The 17,617-nt window shown below is 38.5% G+C and carries 21 protein-coding genes; 3 read left to right on the top strand and 18 right to left on the bottom strand.

Translation table 11 applies throughout. From position 1 onward, the window contains the following. Nucleotides 1-88: 88 nt before the first annotated feature. Both P9E47_RS15830 and P9E47_RS15825 read right to left on the bottom strand, forming a co-directional pair. Nucleotides 89-1,234, bottom strand: a complete 1,146-nt coding sequence (locus P9E47_RS15830; RefSeq protein ID WP_003331988.1) for a M20 peptidase aminoacylase family protein — start codon at nt 1,232-1,234, stop codon at nt 89-91. 65 nt (nt 1,235-1,299) lie between these two features. Then, entirely contained in the window at nt 1,300-2,169 is an 870-nt protein-coding gene (locus tag P9E47_RS15825) for a YitT family protein (RefSeq protein WP_003331989.1), read from the bottom strand. A 163-nt stretch (nt 2,170-2,332) separates the two neighbouring features. Here P9E47_RS15825 and P9E47_RS15820 point away from each other — a divergent pair, with 163 nt between their 5' ends. Next, nucleotides 2,333-3,082: a polysaccharide deacetylase family protein gene (locus tag P9E47_RS15820; RefSeq protein ID WP_003331990.1), complete on the top strand. Its 750-nt coding sequence runs from the start codon at nt 2,333-2,335 to the stop codon at nt 3,080-3,082. Between the two features lie 42 nt (nt 3,083-3,124). Here P9E47_RS15820 and P9E47_RS15815 read toward each other — a convergent pair whose 3' ends face one another. The 3 genes from P9E47_RS15815 to P9E47_RS15805 all read right to left on the bottom strand — a co-directional run bounded on the left by P9E47_RS15815 (nt 3,125) and on the right by P9E47_RS15805 (nt 5,098). Next, nucleotides 3,125-3,763 (bottom strand): superoxide dismutase family protein, encoded by a 639-nt coding sequence (locus tag P9E47_RS15815; protein WP_003331991.1) that lies wholly within the window; start codon nt 3,761-3,763, stop codon nt 3,125-3,127. Nucleotides 3,764-3,985: 222 nt separating this feature from the next. After that, the gene (locus P9E47_RS15810) at nt 3,986-4,537 is read right to left on the bottom strand and encodes an HD domain-containing protein (protein WP_003331992.1); all 552 of its coding nucleotides are present in this window, start codon (nt 4,535-4,537) and stop codon (nt 3,986-3,988) included. 123 nt (nt 4,538-4,660) lie between these two features. Then, entirely contained in the window at nt 4,661-5,098 is a 438-nt protein-coding gene (locus P9E47_RS15805) for a DUF2935 domain-containing protein (protein WP_003331993.1), read from the bottom strand. 197 nt (nt 5,099-5,295) lie between these two features. Between P9E47_RS15805 and P9E47_RS15800 the strand changes: the two genes are divergently transcribed. Beyond that, nucleotides 5,296-5,403: a YjcZ family sporulation protein gene (locus tag P9E47_RS15800; RefSeq protein ID WP_087946163.1), complete on the top strand. Its 108-nt coding sequence runs from the start codon at nt 5,296-5,298 to the stop codon at nt 5,401-5,403. Between the two features lie 81 nt (nt 5,404-5,484). Here the strand turns inward: P9E47_RS15800 and P9E47_RS15795 are convergent, their stop codons facing one another. Both P9E47_RS15795 and P9E47_RS15790 read right to left on the bottom strand, forming a co-directional pair. Continuing rightward, nucleotides 5,485-5,664 (bottom strand): YjcZ family sporulation protein, encoded by a 180-nt coding sequence (locus P9E47_RS15795; RefSeq protein ID WP_039957530.1) that lies wholly within the window; start codon nt 5,662-5,664, stop codon nt 5,485-5,487. A 96-nt stretch (nt 5,665-5,760) separates the two neighbouring features. After that, nucleotides 5,761-6,018 carry a hypothetical protein gene (locus tag P9E47_RS15790; RefSeq protein ID WP_003331994.1) on the bottom strand — a complete coding sequence of 86 codons (258 nt, stop codon included), beginning with the start codon at nt 6,016-6,018 and terminating at the stop codon, nt 5,761-5,763. A gap of 195 nt (nt 6,019-6,213) precedes the next feature. Here P9E47_RS15790 and P9E47_RS15785 point away from each other — a divergent pair, with 195 nt between their 5' ends. Beyond that, the gene (locus tag P9E47_RS15785; protein WP_003331995.1) at nt 6,214-6,426 is read left to right on the top strand and encodes a hypothetical protein; all 213 of its coding nucleotides are present in this window, start codon (nt 6,214-6,216) and stop codon (nt 6,424-6,426) included. A 55-nt stretch (nt 6,427-6,481) separates the two neighbouring features. Here P9E47_RS15785 and P9E47_RS15780 read toward each other — a convergent pair whose 3' ends face one another. The 11 genes from P9E47_RS15780 to P9E47_RS15730 all read right to left on the bottom strand — a co-directional run bounded on the left by P9E47_RS15780 (nt 6,482) and on the right by P9E47_RS15730 (nt 17,542). Next, entirely contained in the window at nt 6,482-6,895 is a 414-nt protein-coding gene (locus tag P9E47_RS15780; protein WP_326163985.1) for a hypothetical protein, read from the bottom strand. Between the two features lie 101 nt (nt 6,896-6,996). After that, nucleotides 6,997-8,502 (bottom strand): class I adenylate-forming enzyme family protein, encoded by a 1,506-nt coding sequence (locus P9E47_RS15775; protein ID WP_326163983.1) that lies wholly within the window; start codon nt 8,500-8,502, stop codon nt 6,997-6,999. An 86-nt stretch (nt 8,503-8,588) separates the two neighbouring features. Next, on the bottom strand, nt 8,589-9,473 hold the full coding sequence (gene phaZ / locus P9E47_RS15770) for an intracellular short-chain-length polyhydroxyalkanoate depolymerase (RefSeq protein WP_326163981.1): 885 nt from the start codon (nt 9,471-9,473) through the stop codon (nt 8,589-8,591). Between the two features lie 93 nt (nt 9,474-9,566). Next, nucleotides 9,567-10,616, bottom strand: a complete 1,050-nt coding sequence (locus P9E47_RS15765; protein WP_326163979.1) for a branched-chain amino acid ABC transporter permease — start codon at nt 10,614-10,616, stop codon at nt 9,567-9,569. Next, the gene (locus tag P9E47_RS15760) at nt 10,613-11,485 is read right to left on the bottom strand and encodes a branched-chain amino acid ABC transporter permease (protein ID WP_326163977.1); all 873 of its coding nucleotides are present in this window, start codon (nt 11,483-11,485) and stop codon (nt 10,613-10,615) included. Before P9E47_RS15760 ends, P9E47_RS15765 begins: the two co-directional genes overlap by 4 nt. Nucleotides 11,486-11,508: 23 nt before the next feature. After that, on the bottom strand, nt 11,509-12,213 hold the full coding sequence (locus tag P9E47_RS15755) for an ABC transporter ATP-binding protein (protein WP_326163975.1): 705 nt from the start codon (nt 12,211-12,213) through the stop codon (nt 11,509-11,511). After that, a complete protein-coding gene (locus P9E47_RS15750; RefSeq protein WP_326163974.1) occupies nt 12,200-12,964 on the bottom strand; it encodes an ABC transporter ATP-binding protein in 765 nt (254 codons plus the stop codon). Before P9E47_RS15750 ends, P9E47_RS15755 begins: the two co-directional genes overlap by 14 nt. A 69-nt stretch (nt 12,965-13,033) precedes the next feature. After that, the gene (locus P9E47_RS15745; protein ID WP_003332003.1) at nt 13,034-14,305 is read right to left on the bottom strand and encodes a substrate-binding domain-containing protein; all 1,272 of its coding nucleotides are present in this window, start codon (nt 14,303-14,305) and stop codon (nt 13,034-13,036) included. A 75-nt stretch (nt 14,306-14,380) separates the two neighbouring features. Next, nucleotides 14,381-15,382, bottom strand: coding sequence for a 3-oxoacyl-ACP synthase (locus P9E47_RS15740; RefSeq protein ID WP_326163972.1), 1,002 nt, complete (start codon nt 15,380-15,382; stop codon nt 14,381-14,383). Then, nucleotides 15,375-16,898: an o-succinylbenzoate--CoA ligase gene (gene menE, locus P9E47_RS15735; protein ID WP_326163970.1), complete on the bottom strand. Its 1,524-nt coding sequence runs from the start codon at nt 16,896-16,898 to the stop codon at nt 15,375-15,377. Before menE ends, P9E47_RS15740 begins: the two co-directional genes overlap by 8 nt. Before the next feature lie 5 nt (nt 16,899-16,903). After that, on the bottom strand, nt 16,904-17,542 hold the full coding sequence (locus tag P9E47_RS15730) for a TetR/AcrR family transcriptional regulator (RefSeq protein ID WP_326163969.1): 639 nt from the start codon (nt 17,540-17,542) through the stop codon (nt 16,904-16,906). Nucleotides 17,543-17,617 lie beyond the last annotated feature (75 nt).

The raw sequence follows: 17,617 nt of genomic DNA, 5'->3' as shown, positions 1-17,617 counted from the left end.
TGTGGGGCTTAATTTGGACAACATCCTAAACAAGTTTCTTTGAATTACCAAGTACTGCATGAAAAAAGGGACTTGCATTTACAAAAGGTTAAATGCAGGTCCCTTCAAAAGTCCCAAGTACAGCTCTTGTGATAATTTCAATGGCTATATAAAGTGCATCATGGTTAAATGACATGTTAGGATGATGAAGGCCAGGGGTTAAATCACAGCCGAGGCCAAGCATCGTTGCCTTGATTGTTGGTTTTTCCTTCGTATAAAAATGAAAATCCTCTCCACCCGGAGTCATGATTGGTCCAACAAGCCCTCCTATTCCAAGGGTATCTTCTATAGCTTTTTCCAAAAGTTTTTCCGCGAATGGATTTACTACTGCCGCATATACTCTACCTTTTTGTTCAATCGTTAATTCACATTGATATAAAGAAGCCAAACTCTTTATGATGTGATCTACCTTTTCAATCAATTGTTCCATTGCTTCATTCGATTGTGCACGTAAATCAAGACTGAACTTAGCTGAACCTGGAATAATATTTGCATTTGTACTGCTGCCTGCTGAAACATGTGTCATTTTAACGGAATATGGAACAAGCGGATCGAGGCGAATTCCTTTCATTTGTTCAACAATAGCGGTAATGACTTCAATAGCATTGACCGTAAGATGCGGTTTGGCAGCGTGTCCGTCGAAACCATGAATCTCGCCATTTATAGTTGTAGTAGATCCATGAATGATACCTGACGAGGCTTGACCAAACCTTAACTCCTGTATAGGACGCAGATGAACACCATAAAGGAAGTCAATATCTTCCAACACCTGTTTTTCTACCATTTTTAATGCGCCTTCCCCGACTTCTTCAGCCGGTTGAAAAATAAACTTTACCATTCCTGGCAGCACTGCTTCCATTTTTTTTAATAATAATAGAACACCTAAAACAATCGTCATATGCGCATCATGTCCACAGGAGTGGTTAGCTCGGAATGTTCCGTTCACATCTTGAAAAAGAGCATCCATATCAGCTCTGATGCCTACCGTAATATTACCTTCTCTTTTGTTCCCTGACCATGTCCCAATGACCCCGGGTATGTCATCAAACCGCTTGACCTCAAGTCCATTCTTTTCAAGGATTCTTGAAATATAGTTTGTTGTTTCAAATTCCTTCCAGCTTATTTCGGGATTTTCATGTAAATGCTGGAATATATTCAAAATCTCCGGCTTCAGTTCCTCTATTAATTTTTTCATGATACTTCCTCTTTCTTTATGGTTAACGAAAATCCCCCTACTGCAAAGGAATAGGGAGACAAATTTTAATGAATATCATGCTTTTTGAAGTTACCACCCTTAACCTCAGTTACATCATAAATAGCAACAAAGGCCCTTGGATCAATTTCCTGAATGATTTCTTTCATTTTGCTTTCTTCCAAGCGGTTGATGATACAAGTAATTTCCTTGAATTGTTCATTTGAATAACCGCCAAGTGCCAATGAATACGTTGCCCCGCGCCCTAATCGGTCACGAATTGTTTCAACCATTAACTCCGGTTCCGTTGTGATAATTTTAAAGGATTTCAAACCACTCAATCCTTCCTCAACAATAGGAATCACTTTAGATGCGATAAAGTAAGCAATAGCTGATAAAAAGGCACCTTGAAGGCCAAACACAGTTGATACAACAATAAACACAAACATATTCAAAAATAGGATTAGATCACTTGTTCCAAAAGGGGATTTTCTAGAAAGTAATACGGCCAACATATCAATTCCGTCCAAAGCACCACCGTTACGTAAAGCCAACCCCATTCCAAAACCGATGATAATCCCACCTACAACGGTTACTAACAATGTATCACCTTGGATAATGGTTGGTATATGGTGCATAAGGCTCGTGCTGACCGCTAGTGTGGCTATCCCAATAACTGAATAAATAGCAAAACTTTTACCAATTTGTTTATATCCTAAATAGACGAAGGGGATGTTTAATAGGGCAATTAGAAGCCCTAGGGGTAATCCAAATAATTGGGAACCAACGATACTTAGACCTGTCACACCACCATCTGATACACGGTTCGGGATTAATACCGATTCTAGTCCATATGCCGTTATAATACCCCCTATAATTACCAATAATGCTCGTGAAACTATCTTTAATTTAATAGTTTTTTGCTTTGCACTTGCCATATTATTTTCCTCTCTTCGAACATTTACATATTATTCCTTTTTCATGTAATTATTTTAACACAAGGGAGTCCCCGTAGATTATATTTTTTACAATTTTTTATTTGGATATTTTGTGCTGTTTATCGCAAAACTATAATGAATACCATGAAAGAAGGGAATTTCAATGCGGTTTTTTCGTTGCTTTCTTATAATAGAGATTCTTTTTTTGGTGTTTGTAGGATTAGCTTGTTTTCCTATTTCAGCCCATGCCACAAGCTATCCGTTGCAAGCAAAATATCCGGAAGTAATGATTTACAAAGCTCACACAACACAAAAAGTGATTGCCCTATCATTCGATGATGGCCCCGATCAACGGTTTACGCCTCTAATATTAAATATTTTAAACAAATATGATGTGAAAGCAACTTTTTTTTTATTGGGTACAAGAGTTCAGACCTACCCAGATGTTGCAAAAAGAATTTATAATGAAGGGCACGTGATTGGAAATCATACTTATTGGCATCCACAGCTGACAAAAACCGGGGTAAATAATATGATTTGGGAAATTGAAAAAAATGAAAAAAAAATCTTATCCATTACAAATGTGAAAACAAATTTATTCCGTGCACCATATGGGGCTCTAAACGAACAGCTTGTTAAACAATTGGATGTAATGGGTTATCGCGGGGCCGGGTGGTCCGTGGATTCAGAGGATTGGAAAAGCTTATCATCTGTTAAAATAAAACAAAATATACTGAACAATATTCACCCCGGAGCAATTATCCTAATGCATAGTGCTGGGCATTGGACACAGGACTTAACAGGTACTGTTCTAGCTTTAAATGAACTCATACCTTATCTGAAAGAGGAAGGATATACTTTTGTAACAATCCCGGAGCTTTGGTCAATCGAGCACGGAAATACAAACAAATAGCAGGAGCGAATTCGGGTTTGAATTGCCCTGCTATTTGTTGCATTATTGTGGAATATTTCCACCAGCTACCCTGACTCCTGAATTGCCGGCCGGATCCGTTTTTTCATCATCCTCTTCGGCATGAATGATTAAAGATTTTCCTAATATGCTGTTAGTTACGCCATGATCAAGTGATAGACCGTCAAGGACTATGGCTTGATCGACTTTTCCATCTTTATCAGCAACAAGGTTCTGAATATCACCGAGATGTGCTCCTTTAGGGTTATCATGTCCATGTTGTTTTCCAGTCGGATTAAAATGCCCACCAGCTGTCGTAAAATCACCGTTTGTTATTGGGTTTTCATGAATGTGAAAACCGTGCTTGCCGGGAGTAAGACCACCTACATTGACTTTGACTATTACCTGCTTACCCATCTGTACTAAACCGGCAACTCCAATAACGTCACCTTTGGTGTTGTACAATTCAAGATATGTAGTGATGAATTTATGCTGTCTGCCGTTGGATGTAAAATAAGTGTAAGAATAATTATAAGTGGATGGAGTAGGAAAACTTGCCACATTCTTATTATCCTTTGCACCATTGTCTTTAGCTGCACCAATAAAACTATTAGGCAAAAATACAACCGCTAGGAGCAGCATACCAACTATAAAAAGTACGGAAGGTATAGCAAACTTTTTCATCTTGTTCACTCACTTTCTAATTTATTACTTTAGGATGTATTTTCCACTACCTATTATGTCTTGGTAATTAGATTATCAAACCCGGAAATTTTATATTTTTCCAAAAAACAAATAAAATATTCTTCTATTCTATAACCATAATATTATTATGTTAACTAATTCCCGGCATTGGTCATTAAAAAACGTTTGGAATAGATTGGCTTCCAAACGCTGTTGTTTTATCTAATTATCTGAAGACGGACCAAATACGTCCTCCACTTCTTTTTTCAATAAATCTAGGAGCGGAAAATGACTTTCATGTCCAAGACTCTCAATTATATTCCTGTAATACCACTCTTGCTTCTCTCGTCCTCTTTTGAATTTTTCCCAAGTGGCTTCCCCTAGGTTTGTAAGGTCACGGTTGATAGATCTAAGATTGTGGAGTTTGTCGGCACATGCCACTTCTCGAATCAAAAGAGGCGCACTTTTTAAGTACTCAATCGTATGTTTTTTCCTATCTTCCCAGCTCGCACCTTTATCAGGTTCCGAACAACCTTTAACGATGTTAAGCACTTCTTCACCGAAATTATTCAAAATATCAGCTTCCGTAGTTTCTGTATCCTCTAGTGTATCATGGAGAATTCCTGCAACGATCGCTTCTTCACTACATCCGGCTTTTTGCAAGATCATACCAACACCAACAGGGTGGCTAATATAGGGGATGTCCGTTTCTTTTCGGAATTGGTTGCGATGTGCTGTTGCAGCAAATTCAATTGCATAATCAATTAAATTCATAGTGAGTACACCTCCGTATATATGTATATAGTCGTCTTTATTTTCCTCATTGTATCATGGACCAAAAAAAATGTCGTTTTCATATAAGAAAACGACGTTTTGCTACCTGCTTTTTTACGTGTGTTATCCCCAACTAGGATTGTTTCCATATAAAATGGTCCGGGCTATCCCAATAAAGTATTCCGATTCCCTAATAATATGATCAAGTACAGTTTGTGCAATCATATTATCCTTTGCCGCTACACTATTGGTTTTAATCTGACGGCATAATTCAATAAATTTCATGCTTTCGTCTAAGCAGAAAGCTATAAGCTGAATAACCTGCTGTTGAAGTTGCTCATAAACCATAGTGTTACGAACCACAGTTTCTACATAACTTACAACGATTTGATGAGTTTTTCCGAGAGCTTGCTCCCATTCTTTTAATGCATCTACATATTTCCGCTCTAAATTACTAAGAGCAACCCGAATTACTACAGTGTGCTCTCGTTCTTGTTCCTTCCAAAATTCGGCTTCATCCAAAATCCGTAAGGGCATCTGCTGTCCATAATAAAATTGCATCGTCATCCTCCCTATTATTGAAAATGAACTCATTTAAATATATAGATAAAAGAAAAGGAATATGACTTGTATCACATAGCAAGACCATTTCCTTGACTATTTTTGAGCCCAAATATCAATAATCTGGGGATTTATCCAGTTCAATTTTGGGAATTCCACATATGTTATTGTACAAATGTTTAGGGAGGTGTGTATGGATGGGTGCTGTTGCAGGTGGAGCATGCTATGGTGGCGGATTTGCGTTACTCGTAATATTGTTCATCTTATTAATTATCGTAGGGTCAGCTTACGTTGGATGGTGCTAATAATAACATAAATAGTATATATGCAACCCTTGGTCACGCTGCTAGCAGGACCAAGGGTTTTTCTCTTGATTTAGTAAATGTCTAATATCCGCAAGCAGCTGCGCCAACGATGATTAATAGAATAAATAGAACTACGATTAAGACAAATACATTCCCACAAGGTGCTACAGCAACTGGTGCTACAACTGGTCTACGGCACCATGGTGCACCTACAAAACCTCCACCGAAGCCGCCCATTCCAAATCCACCATAACCAAACATATTTTTTCCTCCTTCAATTATTTTTAAAATATCAATTTAATTTATGCTTTTAGAAAACTATTGTAAGGGCATACACCTTTTTTATGAACCCATTTATTACCAGAAGAACCATGGAATTAAAGCCAAACCAGCAATGGCTCCTAAGGCGATTCCTACACCAAATCCTCCCCATCCCCAGCCAAATCCATATCCAAATCCACCTAAGTTTCTTGGTCCACCAAGTGGCTGCAAATAGACCCTGTTAGCAGTAACACGATGGATGATTCCTCTATGAATTCGTCCATCATGGGTTCTAATTTCAACAGCCTTGCCCATATGTCGATTACATAATGCATGGTAATGTCCAACTGACATTCATTCACCCCCATTTCTTTCGTACCATATGACATCTTATGCTTTGATACATGCTTTCGAAAGGACGAATGAATCAGGGGATAAGTGGAATACGAGCGAATTGAAAAATGAGCATTTAATCAAATAGCCTATACACAATGCATCTTCTTCGAATAAAAATAAAAGGAATTAAATTATATTATAGGAGGGAATGGAATGTCTGAACGCAGGGAAGCTAAGGTAATCCACGTCGATAAGTTAATCATACACGCGAAAGAAGTAGAAATTATTCATGAACGAAATGATGACCACCAACCTCATCATATGCCAAGAAGACCTAGAAGAGATCCGTGGGGGCTCTTTTGGGGTAGGCCACAATCAGAACAAGACGATGGACATGAATCTTATGAGGAAAGACGCAACGATTAAGTAGACTAAATAGGCTTATTAATAAAAGACCCCCTCATTTGCAGGGGTCTTTCCCTTATTCATATTCTTTTTTCTCGGCGATTTTCTTTTGATAGTACTTTTCAGTAACATTGAACTTAATTGTAAGGGGCATTTCACCAGCAACCTCTTTTTCAATGAGTAAACGTGAACCACTTTTCCCAATTTCTGATTCATGAAAGTCAGTCGTAATTTGAATCGTCAGTAGCTTATTAGCTGGCACCATGGTAATCCTAGGGTTTCCTTCTTTCACCAATTTTTTAGTGAAGAATCTTTTATTAAAGAAAATTGTAAACAGGAGCTCATTTCCACTCTTCGAAGCATTTTTGACCTCTAATAAATAGGAATTATCTACTTCAATTAACTTTTCCTTGGAGATACCTTCAATTTCTAAGAATAATTGCACCCGATCACCTTTATGAGGAGAAATTCTTATTTTTGTTTTAGCCAAAGTCTACCCTCCCGTTATTGTTACACCAAACTATTATATCCGTCTAGGCGTGAAAAATTACTAAGACTATTTTCGATTTAACGGGGGTAAAAAAGAATGTCCTAGCCATTATCTAAGTCAAAAATTTCAATCCCCATTAGTTGTTTTTTATCTATTTTCCCGACATGTGTTTTCGGAAGCTCCTCAACAAAAATAAATTTTTTCGGTACTTTATAGCCGCCTAACTTCTGTTGGCAGAATGCTTTTAATTCATCTTCATATATAGTATTCTCCCTCTTCGGGGCGACGTAAGCAACAACAATTTCTCCCCACTTATCATGGCTTACACCTACAACAGCAACTTCACTGACGTATTTATGTTCAGCTAAAACATGCTCTACTTCCAATGGATACACGTTTTCACCGCCAGTGATGATCATATCTTTCTTGCGTCCCACAATATAAAAATATCCATCTTTATCTTTTTTCGCTAAGTCACCAGTGTGGAGCCATCCTTTTACCTTTGTTGCTTTTGTTTGTTCGGGATTGTTCCAATAATGATCAAAAACATGGTACCCCTTAATGAGTAGTTCCCCAACTTCATCTGGGTCTGCTTCTGTTCCATCATCATTTATTAGCAATGCCTCATTAAACAGCATTGGTTTTCCGACTGATCCCTTCTTATTCGAAACATCACTTGGGTCCATATAAAAGTTATTTGGTCCAGCTTCTGTTAGCCCATATCCTTCTTTAAAGGTAAGTCCCTTTTGTTCATAGGCTTGATAGATTACATGGGGACAAGGGGCACCCCCTGATAAAAATGTGTGCATCGATGGAAATTCCGAATGTTGAAAAGCGCTTGTTTCTATTACCATATGGTGCATTGTTGGTACAAGTAAGACAATCGTACATAACTCTCCATTGAGCAAATCAACTGTTTTTTCCGGATCGAATTTACTTGTAAAAACAACTTTTCCGCCAATCTGCAAGAGCGGAATCGTTAAGGAAAAAAGCCCTCCAGTATGGAACATTGGCAACACAGTTAATGTTGTATCATTTCCATTCAAGTTCCAGCTTAAAATTGTATTCGTCGAATTGCAAAAGATCGATTGATGTGTGAGCACGACGCCTTTTGGATTACCTGTTGTTCCCCCTGTATAGATAATCGCTAAAGGATCTTCCTTTTGAATTGGATGTGTACATTGAAATTCCTTTTCAAAAAGTAAGTGCTCGGCGTAGCTTTGGCTATCGACCTTTAATGTTGGAAAGGCAACAATATTTCCAATCAATTCCTTCACATCCGAATGATAGGCAATTAAACTTGGCAAACAATCACGTATGATATATTGTATTTCCGCAATCGATAATCTCCAATTCAGTGGAACAAAGATGGCCCCTATTTTTTCACAGGCAAAATATAAATCAAAATAACTGATATGATTTGGAGATACTAAAACAATTCGATCCCCTTTCTGAATTCCTATACTTAAAAAATACGCTGCAAGATGATTGGCTCTATCATTTAATTGGGCGTAGGTCCAACATTCTTTCGTATCACCATCAACTACCGCAATCCGATTGGGTGTAATTCCTGCTCTATTTTTCAGCCAATCTATTTCCCATGACATATCAATCTCTCCTTTCCAGTGGGTCGCGGGTTCGGGAACTGTGTCCCGGTTTTGGCGGGACACAGTTCCCGACCCTCTGGCCCAATTTATTCATTTAAAAAGGTAACCATTTCATTTACTAATTGATCGAGGCCATCTACCAATGGGGAATGACCACAGTTTCGCAAAACCTTTAGTGTTGCATTTTCACCTAGGTCTTCGACTATTTCTTTTGTCATTTTCTCAGAAACGACGAGATCATTCTCACCCCATAAAACAAGAGTTGGTACATTAATATTCTTTGCTTGATTGGTACCTTCGTTTATACCATTTGGCACTCCGCTTATATTGTATAGATTTAAAGCTTGATAGACGTCGACTAAGTTTCTCTGGGTTAACATATCTTCTAGATATTCCTCATACCGAGCCGAATTAGGTTTGTTATTGTTATAAATCACAAAATCCCACATATTACGTAAAAACAATTTATCCCTATTTTGATAAGCACGTAGGACAGGAATCGCTTTTGTAAAATCTTTTAAGACTTCTTCCTTTTTCGTTAAACGAACTTGTTGTCCAAAGGCATTGACAGAATAAAACGGATAGCCTCTCGTTGAAGCTGATGCCAACAGGATTATTTTATTTACAGCTTTCGGATAATCTACTGTAAATTGCATTGCCACTGCCCCGCCAGTGGACCAGCCACAGATAGAAAAGTACTCTAGCGCCAATGCATCTACGAATTGTTTAACATCATCACTAAAATCCTTAATCGTTTCTATTGGTTTATAATAGGTTGAAATTCCAAAACCTCGTAAATCAACCGCATATACTTTGAAATTTTCCGGTAATGCTTCCATAACTAAATCCCAATGCTTGGATGAGGTCATATTCCCATGGATTAATAAGAGAACACGATCTCCCCCATCCCGCTCTCGATAGCCTAGCGTCTCACCATTTGCCAGCATAACCGTTTTTAAAGAGATTTCCAATCGTTTACCCTCCTTTGCGGATCGTTGTTACACCTAAACATACCTGATATCGGCACTTACCAGCATAACAACATCATCCTCGTTTATTTTTCGTCATTTTTTCATCTCCAAACCAGACTCTTGTTTTGAAACATCATTGCTTGAGTGGGAGGAAGAACCCCTCATTTTTTTCTTCATTTTCCTACCAGCCCACCACTGTCTAGTTGTTCCAACGATACCTTTCGGGAAAAACATAACAACAAGAATGTAGATGATCCCAAAAATAATCAGCCAGCGTTCGAAAATCCAATGAACCTTTGCCAAATCTTTTAAACTATGTTGGGCAAACTCTATTAAACCAGACCCAACAATCGCTCCTATTAACGTTCCGACTCCACCGATGATCGTCATCATTAAAGCATCCAAAGTTACCTCTATTGAAAAAACAGCCGTATTGACGAAACGAAGACTAATCGCATATAAAACACCACTAAAGCCAGCGATTATACCTGCAATGACATTTGCGATAATTTTATAGTGAATAATCCGATACCCTAGTGATTCAACCCGGCGTTCATTTTCACGAATAGCAACTAACACCTTCCCCAGCGGTGAATCTATAAATCTTTTTAAAAATAAGTAGGTTAGGATCATACAGATGAGCGCAATTAGGTACAAGGACACTCGATCCTTAAATAAATCCGGAATCGGAAATGTAAAGCCTTCGCCTCCCATTGTTAGGGAACGCCATTTTTCCGCGAGTACTAATAATAAACCTGCGACAGCAAGTGTCAGCATCGCAAAAAAGTGACTTTTTAAACGAAGAGTCAAAATACCAATTAATAGACTCAATAAAGTACAAAGCACGACCGCTACGAGGAGCGCTAGCAATACATTAAAATAAGAATCATCCACTTTCCTCATAAAAATAGCGATACTATAGTTCCCGATTCCAAAAAACATTGCATGACCGAACGAGACAATTCCGGTATAACCTAATAAAAGGTCATAGCTCATTGCAAAAATCGCGAAAATAAACACATTTGTCATCACCACAAGGCCGGTTCGGGAATTATAGACAAATGGCATAATAATTAGACATAAGGAGATCAGTATTAAAAACAAATTATATTTCGAACCTTTAGCTGTAAGTAATTTGTTCATTGCTTCACCACCTCTTCCGACCCTAGCAATCCGGATGGTTTAAAAATTAAAATAATCAGCATACTTAACATATTCACTGCAACAGCAAGGTCAGGTACAAAATAAGCCGCATACGCTCCTAAAATCCCAACTAAAACAGCTGCCATTGCTGAGCCGAGAACACTACCCATCCCACCAATGATGACCACAATAAACGCTAAAATCCCGTATTCCAATCCGATCTCAGCATGGATAACACCCGAATATGGACCAAGTAAAATACCAGCCAAACCGGCCATTGCCGCACCCAATATGAACACAAATAAAAATATTTTCCTAATATCAATTCCTAATGCCTGGACCATTTCCTTATTCATAACACCGGCTCGCACGATCAAACCAAGCTTTGTTTTATTAAGTAAAAATAACAGCCCGCCAAAAACAATAAAACCGACAAGGATAATAAAAATCCGATATTTGATGATAATAATATCACCAAATTCCCAGCTGCCGTTCAAAAAGGGAGGAACCTTAGCTTCAATGATATTGGGACCCCATACTACTTTTACAAGCTCGCCCATGACAAGCATAGCGCCCAATGTAATCAAAATTTGTTGAATGTGGTTTCCATAGACTGGCTTTATAATAAAGCGCTCTAATAAATAGCCCAAAAGAGCCCCGCTTATAATTGCTGCTATCATACCAATTACGAAGTTGTTTGTTTCTCCATAGGTCCAAATCCCAACATAGGCTCCCCATAAAAACAATGCACCATGGGCAAAATTCAAAACATCCATCAATCCGAAAATTAACGTTAATCCTGCCGCTAATAGAAAAATAAGCATACCTGTTGCTAATCCGTTAATCGTGATATTGACCAAAATATCCAATACAGCCAACCTCCTTTCTACTCCTAGGCGATTCCGAGGTACTTCTCACGGAGTTCTTTATCTTCTTTTAATTCCTGCATCATCCCGTGATGAACGGTTCTTCCATCATCGATTAGATAAAAACGGTCACCAATTGTACTTGCCATGATAAAATTTTGTTCCACTAACACAATGGTTGTATTTTTTTTCATTTCGTTAATCGATTCCATCACCTTCTCCACAATGATAGGGGCCAGCCCTTTACTAGGTTCATCGATTAATAGAAGCTCATTTTTATTCACATAGGCACGTGCGATCGAAAGCATTTGTTTTTGCCCGCCGCTTAAATAACCACCTTTTTTCTTCCAAAATGTTTTTAAATCTGGAAAAAGATTTAAAATGTAGTTCAGACGATCCTCTGTTTCCTCATCCTTTCTCTTCATTGCAACTTTCATGTTTTCTTCAACAGTTAATCCATTAAAAATCCCCTGATCCTCGGGTACATAGCCGATTCCTTTATTAGAAATCCCTGGTGTATCCCACTGTTGGATTTGTTCTCCTTTGAAGGAAATTGAACCTCTGGAAACAGGATTCAATCCCATAATCGAACGGAGGGTGGTTGTTTTTCCGGCTCCATTTCTCCCAAGTAATACGGTCACTTCGCCCGCTTCCACTTCAAAGGACACACCTTGTAAAATATGATATTGCTGGATATGTGTATGAATTTCATCTACTTTAAGTAGCGACATCGTACAAACCTCCCAAATAAGCAGACTGGACCTGTTCATTATTCATAATATATTCAGGCACCCCGTCCGCTAACAGCCTTCCATTAAAAAGCACCATAATACTGTCTGATAAATCTAGAACCATATCAATCTTGTGTTCAATTAATAAAATTGTTCGATTTCTTTGTTCTTTAATATTTTGGATCACCTCTAATATTTTTGGGACCTCCTCCAGTGACATTCCAGCAGTAGGCTCATCCAATAATAGAAGCTCTGTATTTAACGCTAACAGCATAGCGATCTCTAGCTTTCTTTTTTCACCATGGGCAAGATTCATTGCCAGTTCATCCGCTTTATTGTCTAATAGGACAAGCTGAAGCAACTCATCCGCTTTCTTATTAATCTCTTTAAATTTGCGAAAATGAGAAAACATGTTATAGCGAATACCGACTTCAGACTGGACTGCAAGACGTACATTTTCATGACATGTTAAATTTGGGAAGACGTTAGTAATTTGAAAGGAGCGACCAATGCCAAGGCGTGTACGGTAGGTTGGGGATAGATTGGTTATCTCTTTTCCATTAAATATAACCTTTCCATTTGTCGGTTTTAATTGTCCACTTAATAAATTGAAAAACGTTGTTTTACCTGCGCCATTCGGACCGATGATGGACTTTAGTTTATTTTTTTCCACTTTAATCGTTACATCATGGACAGCGACATGACCGCCAAAGGCTATTGTAAGATTTTTAGTTTCAAGGATCGAATCCATATTTTTCACCATCCTTTATTTTAAGTGGGAGGACACCACGGCCCTCCCTTTATGCAAGGTCAATTCTTATTAATTTTGAATTGGTGGTGCGGTTTCTTCTGGTGAGAGCTCTCTAATGAATACCGGTACCGGATAATCAAAGCCATCTTTTTTCTCAAGTTTGATGGCATATAATGTTTGTAATGCTTGATGATCATCTGGTCTGAACGTCATCGTTCCTTTTGGTGTTTCAAATGACATTCCTTCCATTGTATTTATTAAAGTATCAGCATTAGCGTCGCCGTTCGTTGCTTTAAGCGCTTCCACAATTGCGATCGCAGCCGTCATACCACCTGGAGTAAATAAATCAGGTGTTTCACCATTAAAACGTTTTTGATGTTCTTCCACTAACCAATCATTCACTTCATTTTTAGGTAATGTATAATGGTAAACTGTAAAACCTTCCATTCCTACTGCATCCTGCATAGTTTTTAAGGCCGCTATATCTGGAGCGCCTGTTGAAAGCTTGATTCCTTTTTCTTGAACCTTCATATCTGATAATTGTTTCCATGGCGGATTAGCACCAGCCCAAATAACGTATAAATAATCTGGTTTTGTATCAATAATTCGTTGAATATTAGAAGTAAAATCGACTGAATCAGGTGCAGCATATTCTTCAACTGCGACCTTAGCACCTAAATCTGCTGCCGCAGTTTTAAACGCTGCTACTCCATCCCGGCCAAATGCAGAGTCCGGAGCCAATGTTGCAATCGTCACACCTTCTTTTGCAATCGCTGCCGCTCCTGCAACCGCATCCTGTGAAGAATTGCGAGCTGTGCGGAAAATATATTTATTCCAGTTTGCTCCTGTAATTGAATCCGCAACGGCCGGTTCAACTATCATTATTTTTTCGTATTCTTCTGCTAACGGGAGTACGGCTAAAGTATCACCAGAAGAGCTGGAACCAACGATAAAATCTGCCCCTTCATCTAATAGCTTTGTAGCTTTTTGAACAGCGACATCTGGCTTAGTCTCAGTATCTTCTACAACAAATTCAATCTTTTTCCCAGCGACCTCCATTGTTCCATTTGTAGCGTAATCCAATCCTAGTTCAAAGCCTTTCAATGTTTGTTTTCCATACGCCTCTAACGCTCCTGTTAAAGAAGCAAGAACTCCTATTTTGATCGTTCCTTTTTCATCAGACCTTCCGTTTTTATCATTGCTGCTGCTCGGCTCACTTTGATCGCTGTTCGTGCCCGAATTTTTACCTCCTGTTGAATTGGAACCACACGCTGTAACGAAAAGCATCATCACGATCATCAACATTCCTAGCCAACCAAACGCTCTCCCCTTACGTTTCATTTCACATTCCTCCTTAATTTTTGCTAAAAAACAACTGGGACGGAGTTCCCGACCCTGTGGCTCATCAGATCAGAGTTATCCCCATTGAATGGCGGTTGCGGCCCATGTATATCCAGTTCCTGCGCTAACAGCGACGACTAAATCCCCAGCATTAAGCTGCTTTTTCAGTTGTGCAATATGGAGGCCAATACAAGGATCAAGTGCAGACATATGCCCATAATGATCCAAATAGATGGATTGCTCTTCGGGTAGCCCTAACTGCTTCAGCAATTCCTGATGCATCGATTTTTTAGTGTGAAGAGGCAGCAATAAATCAATATCTTCCAACTTATAGCCGCTTTTTTGAACGGCTTTGTTTACTACCTTTACAAAGTTTGGAACACTCACCAAGTCTAACCTTTCTTTCATATCCTGCGGATCAGTCACATCTAAATAATGAAGTCTATTTTTAATAGAATTTCCTGAAGAATGAAGTACAGATCCTCCCGCCGGAATTTTCACATCATCGTGAAAGGAGCCATCCGTAATAATACTTGATCCTAATAGGTGGTTTTTTCCATTCCTTTGAATTAAGGCGGCCGCACCTCCATCTGCGAAATTAAACATAAATCTTGATCTAGGATTCTCGTAATCTATAAGGTAAGATTCTTTACATCCTCCCACTAGTAGAATGTTCTGAATGGATTCATCAGAAACTAACATATCCTTTGCAACCTTTAAAGCTATTGGAAAACACGAACTTACATTCATCAATTCAAACGCATAGGCATTTTGGGCTCCTAATTCGTATTGAATTTTAGCAGCACATGGCCACACGTTATAATCCTTATAGGGACTGCCAAAATAAATAATCACATCAATCTCTAAGGGATCAATCTTGGTTAAAATCGGCCGCGCCGCTTCAATCGCCATGTCTGAAGCATGCAGATTTGCGTTGGAAACATGTTTTTGATAAAGCCCGAATTTATTAATAACAATGTCTTCTGGAATACCGGTTTTCAGCTCTAAATCCTTTGCTGTTTCAATGTTTTCCGGAAAGAAAATACCGGTTGCTGTGATGCCAATGTTTTCAATCATGATGCCAGCTCCTTGTATATTGTTTTTTAATTAACGCTTTATCGATTTTTCCTGTTGCGTTTTTAGGTAAAGCGTTTACAAAATAAACGTCCTTTGGAACCTTGTATTTGGCCAAATACTGTCTACAATACTCTTGAATTTCTTTTTTCGTTAGGGTTGATCCTTCATGTAAAGCAATAATAGCGATTGGAATCTCTCCCCATCTGTCATCGGGAACTCCAATAACAGCTGTTTCCTGTACTTGCTTCAGTTTTGCGATGGCCTGCTCTATTTCAAGAGGATAAATATTTTCCCCGCCCGAAATAATCATTTCTTTTTTTCTACCAGCGATGTAGACAAAGCCATCTTGGTCTTTTTTTACTAAATCTCCGGTCAAAAACCACCCATCTTTAAATGAAGCTGCCGTTTCCTTTGGCAAATTCCAATATTTTTTAAAAACATTTGGCCCTTTTACCCAAAGTTCACCAACCTCATCTGGGGCAACGTCCCTATCTAAATGATCTACAACTCTTATCTCTGTAAACATCGCTGCTTTACCGATTGAACCTTTAGATTCTAAGTAATTATCCTTTGTTTGCAAAAACACGGTTGGAGACGTTTCCGTCATCCCGAAGCCTTGCCCAAACGGCAGGCCTTTATCAGTAAAAAATGAAATGAGTTCCAGCGGACATGGAGCGCCACCACTATAAAACCATCTGACAGATGTTAAATCGGTATGATTAAAATTAGGATCTTTTCGGATAGAATCATAAATAGTAGGAACACCCATTATAAGCGTTATCCGATATTGCTCAATCAGTTTTAAGACTCGCGAAGTGTCAAATTTGGAAGGAATAACGACGGTTCCACCCATAAATAATACCGGCAATGAAAAAAGCCCAATCCCGCCAATATGAAATAATGGGAGTAGTGTAAGGGTAACGTCGTTGGATGTAATATCTAAAGATAATTGATTGTTTAAAGCATTCCAAAACATATTTTCTTGTGTTAAAACTGCCCCCTTTGGTCGGCCAGTTGTCCCAGATGTATAACAGATGATGAAAGGTAAGCTGCCATCTACTTCCGGCAAGGAAGCTTCCTCACGTTGAGTTGTTTGGACTAGTTCCTGTAAAGACTTTACCCCCGCATCAAGCAACATAACGGAAGTGATTTTTGTTCTATCGAGAATATTTTTCCCCAAGTCTTCAAACTCTTTCCCGATTATGAATGCTGTCGTTTGACTGTCATTCATTTGAAAAGCTAATTCAGTTGCTGTTAAACGTGTATTTAGTGGTACTATAATACTTCCAATCTTCGCAGCTGCAAATAAAATCATCACATATTCAATCCCATTGGGGAGTAGAAGACCCAGTCGATCGCCTTTTTTTAGCAATAATCTTTCCTGTAAGCACTGCGCAATTACATTAATATTTTCTGACATTTGCTTGTACGTAACCCGATCATTTTCACCAATTAGGGCAAGTTTATTAGGGGCGATTTGCGCTCTTTTCTCAATCCAATAATGGATACCCTTCAACTTTGTCACTCCTTTTTATTTCCAGTTATTCCATGGAAGATGATTCCCATCACATCCTCGAAAACAGGTTCAGGTACATCCGTATTGTCCCAATATACCCAGCGCATTCCGATAAATTGACTAATCCCCATCAAACTATAGGCAATCGTTTCGGGGTCAAGATCCATCAAACTATCATCATTTTTTGCGGCTTCCTTTAATTCTCTGATATAACCTTCAGCAAGTCTTTGATAATAGCTGCGGTATAAATTTTCATCTACGAGAAGAACTTGTTGCACAATACTATAAAGGTTGCGATGTTCTTTTACCCAAGAGAAAAATGTTCGAAATCCTATCCGAAGCACCTGCTGGTAATCTTTGACCCCGCCAATTTCGCCCTTTATTTTACTGCGAAAATCCTTACTCATTTGCGTAATCAATTCTTCAAAAATGGCATACTTGGATGGGAAGTAAATGTAAAAAGTTCCTTGGGCAACCGATGCTTCTTTCGTTATATCAACAATTGAAGCTTGAAAATAACCTGTTTCTCCAAAAACCTTCTCAGCAGCAACGAGCAGCTTCTGTCTTGTTTTATTGCCTCTTTTTGTAAGGGGTGCTTTTACTTTTTTATTGGCATTTTCCTCTGAATATGAAATATGAATCACCTCTCATATTTAGATTATTATGGATTGGCTAAAAAAATGTTTAAAAACATAAATAAGGTAATGGAAATTTTCCAC

The organism is Schinkia azotoformans (genome assembly GCF_035811335.1).
GTDB classification, from domain to species: Bacteria; Bacillota; Bacilli; order Bacillales; family Bacillaceae_J; genus Schinkia; species Schinkia azotoformans.
Note: the sequence above shows the minus strand (reverse complement) of the source record. Positions and strands in the feature narration are given on the sequence as shown.

What these genes read in the sequence shown, in the direction of transcription:
- P9E47_RS15825 (WP_003331989.1), bottom strand. Translation starts at nt 2,169, where the DNA reads ATGGCAAGTGCAAAGCAAAAAACTATTAAATTAAAGATAGTTTCACGA.
- P9E47_RS15810 (WP_003331992.1), bottom strand. Translation starts at nt 4,537, where the DNA reads ATGAATTTAATTGATTATGCAATTGAATTTGCTGCAACAGCACATCGC.
- P9E47_RS15815 (WP_003331991.1), bottom strand. Translation starts at nt 3,763, where the DNA reads ATGAAAAAGTTTGCTATACCTTCCGTACTTTTTATAGTTGGTATGCTG.
- P9E47_RS15790 (WP_003331994.1), bottom strand. Translation starts at nt 6,018, where the DNA reads ATGTCAGTTGGACATTACCATGCATTATGTAATCGACATATGGGCAAG.
- P9E47_RS15830 (WP_003331988.1), bottom strand. Translation starts at nt 1,234, where the DNA reads ATGAAAAAATTAATAGAGGAACTGAAGCCGGAGATTTTGAATATATTC.
- P9E47_RS15750 (WP_326163974.1), bottom strand. Translation starts at nt 12,964, where the DNA reads ATGGATTCGATCCTTGAAACTAAAAATCTTACAATAGCCTTTGGCGGT.
- P9E47_RS15740 (WP_326163972.1), bottom strand. Translation starts at nt 15,382, where the DNA reads ATGATTGAAAACATTGGCATCACAGCAACCGGTATTTTCTTTCCGGAA.
- P9E47_RS15765 (WP_326163979.1), bottom strand. Translation starts at nt 10,616, where the DNA reads ATGAACAAATTACTTACAGCTAAAGGTTCGAAATATAATTTGTTTTTA.
- P9E47_RS15805 (WP_003331993.1), bottom strand. Translation starts at nt 5,098, where the DNA reads ATGCAATTTTATTATGGACAGCAGATGCCCTTACGGATTTTGGATGAA.
- P9E47_RS15755 (WP_326163975.1), bottom strand. Translation starts at nt 12,213, where the DNA reads ATGTCGCTACTTAAAGTAGATGAAATTCATACACATATCCAGCAATAT.
- P9E47_RS15820 (WP_003331990.1), top strand. Translation starts at nt 2,333, where the DNA reads ATGCGGTTTTTTCGTTGCTTTCTTATAATAGAGATTCTTTTTTTGGTG.
- P9E47_RS15795 (WP_039957530.1), bottom strand. Translation starts at nt 5,664, where the DNA reads ATGTTTGGTTATGGTGGATTTGGAATGGGCGGCTTCGGTGGAGGTTTT.
- P9E47_RS15800 (WP_087946163.1), top strand. Translation starts at nt 5,296, where the DNA reads ATGGGTGCTGTTGCAGGTGGAGCATGCTATGGTGGCGGATTTGCGTTA.
- P9E47_RS15775 (WP_326163983.1), bottom strand. Translation starts at nt 8,502, where the DNA reads ATGTCATGGGAAATAGATTGGCTGAAAAATAGAGCAGGAATTACACCC.
- P9E47_RS15785 (WP_003331995.1), top strand. Translation starts at nt 6,214, where the DNA reads ATGTCTGAACGCAGGGAAGCTAAGGTAATCCACGTCGATAAGTTAATC.
- P9E47_RS15745 (WP_003332003.1), bottom strand. Translation starts at nt 14,305, where the DNA reads ATGAAACGTAAGGGGAGAGCGTTTGGTTGGCTAGGAATGTTGATGATC.